The 7049-nt window shown below is 73.3% G+C and carries 6 protein-coding genes, 1 tRNA gene and 1 riboswitch; all 7 genes read left to right on the top strand.

Annotated features, from left to right (window positions below; translation table 11 throughout):
* Positions 1–179 precede the first annotated feature (179 nt).
* A tRNA-Cys gene (locus ACFCY1_RS38250) sits at positions 180–250 on the top strand.
* A gap of 117 nt (positions 251–367) precedes the next feature.
* Positions 368–1411 carry an alcohol dehydrogenase catalytic domain-containing protein gene (locus ACFCY1_RS38255; protein WP_375877507.1) on the top strand — a complete coding sequence of 348 codons (1044 nt, stop codon included), beginning with the start codon at positions 368–370 and terminating at the stop codon, positions 1409–1411.
* Between the two features lie 139 nt (positions 1412–1550).
* A riboswitch (cobalamin riboswitch) is annotated at positions 1551–1742 on the top strand.
* Positions 1743–1951: 209 nt separating this feature from the next.
* Positions 1952–3451, top strand: coding sequence for a CoA-acylating methylmalonate-semialdehyde dehydrogenase (locus tag ACFCY1_RS38260; RefSeq protein ID WP_375877508.1), 1500 nt, complete (start codon positions 1952–1954; stop codon positions 3449–3451).
* Between the two features lie 8 nt (positions 3452–3459).
* Positions 3460–4602 (top strand): acyl-CoA dehydrogenase family protein, encoded by a 1143-nt coding sequence (locus ACFCY1_RS38265; protein ID WP_375877509.1) that lies wholly within the window; start codon positions 3460–3462, stop codon positions 4600–4602.
* Positions 4602–5666, top strand: a complete 1065-nt coding sequence (locus ACFCY1_RS38270; protein ID WP_375877510.1) for an enoyl-CoA hydratase/isomerase family protein — start codon at positions 4602–4604, stop codon at positions 5664–5666. The genes ACFCY1_RS38265 and ACFCY1_RS38270 overlap by 1 nt, the downstream gene beginning before the upstream one ends.
* Positions 5663–6550, top strand: coding sequence for a 3-hydroxyisobutyrate dehydrogenase (mmsB, locus tag ACFCY1_RS38275; RefSeq protein WP_375877511.1), 888 nt, complete (start codon positions 5663–5665; stop codon positions 6548–6550). Before ACFCY1_RS38270 ends, mmsB begins: the two co-directional genes overlap by 4 nt.
* Positions 6547–7049: enoyl-CoA hydratase-related protein (locus ACFCY1_RS38280; RefSeq protein ID WP_375877512.1), on the top strand; the 503-nt coding region annotated here is incomplete at its 3' end. The genes mmsB and ACFCY1_RS38280, both read left to right, overlap by 4 nt.

Here is a 7049-nt window from a genome sequence, read left to right on the forward strand (position 1 = left end):
TCGGCACAGGCTAGCGCACCCGGTCTTTTACGCGCTGGCTCGTCGGACCCTACCGGCGCCATGTCGAAAGAAATAACACTAGACGCACTAAGAGTCCCATGGGGTGAAACATCGCCGTTCCCGGGGAATTCTGGTCAGGGTCCGTGTTCATGTGCGTGTAATGTTTCCATCGTTGTCGGGGTGGAGTGGCCGAGTGGCTAGGCGGCGGCTTGCAGGGCCGTTCAGATGGGTTCGATTCCTATCTCCACCTTTTACTTCCGAGTTCTTTCGAGACATTTCGATCCGTCTCGAAAGGCGCGCCCGGAACAGGACGAGCGGTGCGGTCACCTGGGGCTCCGGGGCACATCACCCGGCGAAGGGATCGCTCATGACCACCTCCCCCAGCGGCTCGGCCGCCGCGCTGCGCGCCGTCCAGGTCGCGGGGCCGGGTGCGGCCCCCGAGCTGGTCGAGGTCCCCTCGCGGGAACCCGGTCCGGGAGCCGTGCGGATCACCGTGGAGGCGTGCGGGGTCTGCCACTCCGACCTGCTCATCGCCGGCGGCCTGCTGCCCGGCAGCACCTTCCCGATCACCCCGGGGCACGAGATCGCCGGCCGCGTCGACGCCCTCGGCGAGGGTGTGGAGGGCTGGCGGGTCGGCGACCGGGTCGCGGTCGGCTGGTACGGCGGCAGCTGCGGGCACTGCGACGCGTGCCGGGCGGGCGACGGCCTGCACTGCGCGCGGGTCGAGATCCCCGGCGTCGCCTATCCGGGCGGGTTCGCCGACTCCGTCGTCGTCCCGGCCGTGGCCCTGGCGGCGGTCCCGGACGAGCTCACCGCGGTCGAGGCGGCGCCGCTGGCCTGCGCGGGGGTGACGGTCTTCAACGCCCTGCGCCGCTCCGCCGCACGGCCCGGGGACACCGTCGCCATCCTGGGGATCGGCGGACTCGGCCACCTGGGCGTCCAGTTCGCCGAGAAGATGGGCTTCCGCACCGTCGCCATCGCCCGCGGCCAGGAGAAGGGGCCGCTCGCGCTTCGGCTCGGCGCCGCCCACTACATCGACAGCACCGCGGGCGATGTCGCCGAGGCCCTGCGGCAGTTGGGGGGCGCGAAGGTGGTCCTGTCCACCGTCACCAACGCGCCCGCCGTGGTGGCGACGATCGACGGGATCACCCGTCGGGGCGAGCTCGTCATGGTCGGACTCCCGGCGGAGCCGCTGGAGCTGAGCGCCCTGCAGCTGATCCAGGGCGACCGGAAGGTCTACGCGCACTCCTCGGGCATCGCGGTCGACACCCAGGACACGCTGCGCTTCGCGGCGCAGACGGGGGTGCGGGCCTGGGTCGAGGAGGTGCCGCTGGAGCGGACCGCGGCGGCGGTGGAGAAGATGGCGGCCAACCGGGCCCGCTTCCGGATGGTCGTCACCACCGGCCGCTGAGCGGCGGTCATCGGAGTCGGCCCTCGGAGTCGGCCCTCGGAGCCGGTCCCTCGGGGTCGGCTCCCGGCGTGTCCGGGCAGGTGGACGGGGGTGAGCGGCCCTCCGGCGGCGCGGCGCGGGCGCGTACCCCTGGACTTACTAGGACGTCCAACTATATGGTCGACGGCAGGTCCGCGGTGTCAGGGAAGCCGGTGTGAGTCCGGCACGGTCCCGCCACTGTGACCGGGGAGTCCGTCCTCGCAGATGACGGCCACTGGCAGCCAGCCGGGAAGGCCTGAGGGCGTGCGGTGATCCGGGAGTCAGGATACCGGCCGCGGGTGGTTCGTGTTTTCCACGAGGATGGAGACGACACACATGGCTCCGGGCTGCTTCCGTTCCACCGCGCCTGGCTGTCCCGTGCCGACGACCGCCGGGGCGCCCGCGTCCTGACGTACCGTCACACCGCCGTACGCCCGTGCCGAGGGGCGCACCACCGTGCGCCCGCCGACCGGCGGCGGCCTCCATTCCTCCTCTCCCCACCCCTGTCGAGAGTAGGAACCGATGGTCCGAGAACTGACCCACTTCATCGCCGGCAAGCCCACCGCCGGCACCTCCGGCCGCTTCGGCGACGTGTACGACCCCAACACCGGCCGGGTGCAGGCCCGGGTGCCCCTGGCGAGCCGCGCCGAGGTCGAGGCGGTGATCGCCGACGCCGAGCAGGCCCAGCCCGCGTGGGCCGCCTGGAACCCGCAGCGGCGGGCCCGCGTCCTGCTGCGCTTCCTCCAGCTCGTCGAGCAGGAGAAGGACGAGCTGGCCCGGCTGCTCTCCGCCGAGCACGGCAAGACCGTGGCCGACGCCCACGGCGACATCCAACGCGGCCTGGAGGTCGTGGAGTTCGCCGCCGGAATCCCGCACCTGCTGAAGGGCGAGTTCAGCGACAACGCCGGGACGGGCATTGACGTGTACTCGATGCGCCAGCCGCTCGGCGTGGTCGCGGGCATCACGCCGTTCAACTTCCCGGCGATGATCCCGCTCTGGAAGGCCGCGCCCGCGCTGGCCTGCGGGAACGCCTTCGTGCTCAAGCCCTCGGAGCGCGACCCCTCGGTGCCGCTGCGGCTGGCCGAGCTGTTCCTGGAGGCCGGGCTGCCGCCGGGCGTGCTCAACGTCGTCAACGGCGACAAGGAGGCCGTGGACACCTTGCTGGAGGACCCGCGCGTCCAGGCGCTCGGCTTCGTCGGCTCCACGCCGGTCGCCCAGTACGTGTACGCCACCGCCGCCGCGCACGGGAAGCGGGCGCAGTGCTTCGGCGGTGCCAAGAACCACCTGATCGTGATGCCGGACGCCGACCTCGACCAGGCGGCGGACGCGCTGATCGGTGCCGGGTACGGCTCGGCCGGGGAGCGCTGCATGGCCATCTCGGTGGCCGTCCCGGTGGGGGAGGCGACGGCGGACGCCCTGGTGGCGAAGCTGGTCGAGCGGATCGGCGCGCTCAAGGTCGGGCGCTCGGACGACCCGGCGGCGGACTTCGGCCCGCTGGTCGGCGCCGACGCGCTGGCGCGGGTGTGCGGCTACCTGGACCTCGGGATCGAGGAGGGCGCCGAACTCGTCGTCGACGGACGGGACTTCCGGCTGGCGGGGCACGAGGACGGCTACTTCCTCGGCGCCTCGCTGTTCGACCGGGTCACGCCCGGCATGCGGATCTACCGGGAGGAGATCTTCGGGCCGGTGCTCACCGTGGTGCGTGCCGCCGACTACGAGGAGGCGCTGCGGCTGCCCAGCGAGCACGAGTTCGGCAACGGGGTGGCCATCTACACCCGGGACGGCGACACCGCCCGGGACTTCGCCCGGCGGGTGAACACCGGCATGGTCGGGGTCAACGTGCCGATCCCGGTGCCGATCGCCTACCACACCTTCGGCGGCTGGAAGCGCTCCGCGTTCGGCGACCTCAACCAGCACGGGCCGGACTCGATCCGCTTCTACACCCGCACCCGCACCGTCACCTCGCGCTGGCCCTCCGGGGCCAAGGAGGGCGCGAGCTTCACCATCCCGACGATGGGCTGAGGCGCGCCGTGCACACCCATCTGACCGACGACCAGCTCGCCATCGTCGCGACCACCCGGGACTTCGCCCGCGAGCACCTCGCCCCGCACGCCGTCGCGTGGGACCAGGCCAAGCACTTCCCGGTCGACGTCCTGCGCAAGGCCGCCGACCTGGGCCTCGGCGGCGTCTACGTGCGGGAGGAGTCGGGCGGCTCGGAACTCGGCCGCCAGGACGGCGTGCTCGTCTTCGAGGCGCTGGCGACCGGCTGCCCGTCCATCGCCGGCTACCTGTCGATCCACAACATGGTCGCCTGGATGATCGACCGCTACGGCAGCCCCGCCCAGCGCGCCCGGCTGCTGCCCGGGCTCTGCTCGACGGAGCTGCTCGGCAGCTACTGCCTCACCGAGCCGGGCGCGGGCTCGGACGCCGCCGCGCTGGCCACCCGGGCCCGCCGGCACGGGGACCACTGGGTCCTGGACGGTGTCAAGCAGTTCGTCTCGGGCGCCGGGACCTCGCAGGTGTACGTGGTGATGGCCCGCACCGGCGGACCGGGGGCCCGGGGCGTCTCCGCGTTCCTGGTGGAGCGGGACGACCCGGGCGTCTCCTTCGGACCGAACGAGAAGAAGATGGGCTGGAACGCCCAGCCGACCCGGCAGGTGCTGCTGGACGGCGTCCGGCTCCCCGCCGACCGCCTGCTCGGCGGGGAGGGCGAGGGCTTCCGGATCGCCATGAACGGGCTGAACGGCGGCCGGCTCGGCATCGCCGCCTGCTCCGTCGGCGGCGCGCAGGACGCCCTGGAGCGGGCCACCCGGCACCTGGCCGACCGGGAGGCGTTCGGGGCCGCGCTGCTGCACGCCCAGGCGCTGCGGTTCCGGCTCGCCGACATGGCCACGGAGCTGGAGGCGGCCCGCTCGCTGCTCTGGCGGGCTGCCGCCGCCCTGGACCGGGGCGACCCCCGGGCGCCGGAGCTGTGCGCGATGGCCAAGCGCCACGCCACCGACACCGGCTTCGAGGTGGCCAACCAGGCGCTCCAACTCCACGGCGGCTACGGCTACCTGGCCGAGTACGGCATCGAGAAGATCGTCCGCGACCTGCGGGTGCACCAGATCCTGGAAGGGACCAACGAGATCATGCGCGTCATCGTCGCCCGCGGCCTGACCGGGGCCGCGTGATGGGTACGGATGAGGTCCTCGTCCAGCGCGAGGGCCGGGCGGGACTGATCGTCCTCAACCGCCCGGCGGCCCTGAACGCCCTCACCCACGGCATGGTGCGGAGGATCTCCGCCGCACTGGACGGGTGGGAGCGGGACGGCGACGTGGAGACCGTCGTGATCACCGGCGCCGGTGAGCGGGCCTTCTGCGCGGGCGGCGACATCGTCGCCATCCACCGCGCCGCCACCGGCGGCGACCCGGGTGCCGTCGAGGAGTTCTGGCGCGACGAGTACCGCCTCAACGCCCGGATCGCCCGCTACCCGAAGCCCTACGTCGCCGTGATGAACGGCATCGTGATGGGCGGCGGGGTCGGCGTCTCCGCCCACGGCAGCGTCCGGATCGTCACGGAGACCACCAGGGTCGCCCTGCCGGAGGCCGGCATCGGCTTCGTCCCCGACGTCGGCGGCACCTACCTGCTCGCCCTCGCGCCGGGGGAGTCGGGCACCCACCTTGCCCTGACCGCGGGATCCGTCGGCGCCGGGGACGCGCTGCTGTGCGGGCTCGCCGACCACTTCGTGCCCGCCGAGCGGCTGCCCGCACTGCTGGACGACCTGGCCGAACTGCCCGTCCACGACGCCCTGGAACGGAACGTTGGGCCCGCGCCGGCCGGCGTGCTGGACGGCCAGCGCGGATGGATCGACCACTGCTACGCGGCCGGCAGCGTGGAGGAGATCCTCGACCGGCTGCGGGAGAGCGGCGAACCCGAGGCCAAGAAGGCCGCCGACCGGATCGCCGCCAACTCCCCGACCGCCGTGAAGGCGACGCTCGCGGCCCTGCGCCGGGCCCGGGCACTCGGCCCGCTGGAGGCCGTCCTCGACCAGGAGTACCGCACCTCCTGCGCGGCGCTCGCCACGCCGGACCTCGCCGAGGGCATCCGGGCCCAGGTGATCGACAAGGACCGCACCCCGCGGTGGAGCCCGGCGACCCTGAGCGCCGTCGAACCCGCCGCCGTGGACCGCTACTTCGCCCCGCTCGGCGAGCGTGAACTCGGCCTCGCCACCACCACACCCCTGGAGCGCTGGTGACCCACACGATCGGATTCATCGGACTCGGCAACATGGGCGGCCCGATGGCCGCCAACCTCGTCAAGGCCGGACACCGGGTGACCGGCTACGACCTGGCCCCGGACGCCCGGGAGCGCGCCGCCGGGAACGGCGTCGCCGTGGCCGCCTCGGCGGCGGAGGCGGTGGCGGCGGCCGGGACGGTCGTCACCATGCTCCCGGCCGGACGCCATGTTCTGGACGCCTACGGTGAGTTGACGGCAGCGGCGCCGAGCGGCGCGCTGTTCGTGGACTGCTCCACCATCGCGGTCGGGGACGCCCGGGTGGCCGCCGACCTCGCCCGGGTCGCCGGGCACCGGGCCGTCGACGCACCGGTCTCCGGCGGCGTGGCCGGCGCCGAGGCGGCCGGCCTGACCTTCATGGTCGGCGCGGACGCCGCCGACTTCGCCGACGCCGAGCCGCTGCTGGCGGCGATGGGCCGGCGGGTCGTCCACTGCGGAGGGTCCGGCGCCGGCCAGGCGGCGAAGATCTGCAACAACATGATCCTCGGCGTCTCCATGATCGCGGTCAGCGAGGCCTTCGTCCTCGGGGAGAGCCTCGGGCTCAGCCACCAGGCCCTGTTCGACGTGGCCTCCACCGCCTCCGGCCAGTGCTGGGCGCTCACCGCCAACTGTCCCGTCCCCGGCCCCGTCCCGGCCAGCCCCGCCAACCGCGACTACGCGGCCGGATTCGCGGCCACCCTGATGGCCAAGGACCTCGGGCTGGCCGCCGACGCCGCCACCGCCTCCGCCGTCCCGGCCGAACTGGGCCGACGGGCCGCCGAGTTGTACGCTGCCTTCGCCCAGGACGAGGGCGCCGGGCTGGACTTCTCCGCCATCATCACCACCCTCCGGGAGGGCGCCGCATGACGTACGGGACGATCCGGGTCGAGCGCAAGGGCCGGGTGGGGCTGATCACACTCGACCGGCCCAAGGCGCTCAACGCGCTCAACACCCGGCTGATGAACGAAGTCGTCGCGGCGGCAACGGAGTTCGACCGGGACCAGGAGATCGGCTGCCTGGTGGTCACCGGCTCGGAGAAGGCCTTCGCGGCTGGCGCCGACATCAAGGAGATGCAGTCGCTCGACTTCGTCGACGCCTACCTCGGCGACTGGTTCGCCGCCTGGGACCGCTTCGGCGCCCTGCGCAAGCCCGTCGTCGCGGCCGTCGCGGGCTACGCGCTGGGCGGCGGCTGCGAGTTGGCCATGCTGTGCGACGTCCTGCTGGCGGCGGACACCGCGAAGTTCGGGCAGCCGGAGATCAAGCTCGGCGTGATCCCGGGCATCGGCGGCTCGCAGCGGCTGACCCGGGCGGTCGGCAAGGCGAAGGCCATGGAGCTGTGCCTGACCGGTCGGATGATGGGCGCCGA

Source organism: Kitasatospora sp. NPDC056273, assembly GCF_042268845.1.
In the GTDB taxonomy this organism is placed as follows: Bacteria; Actinomycetota; Actinomycetes; order Streptomycetales; family Streptomycetaceae; genus Kitasatospora.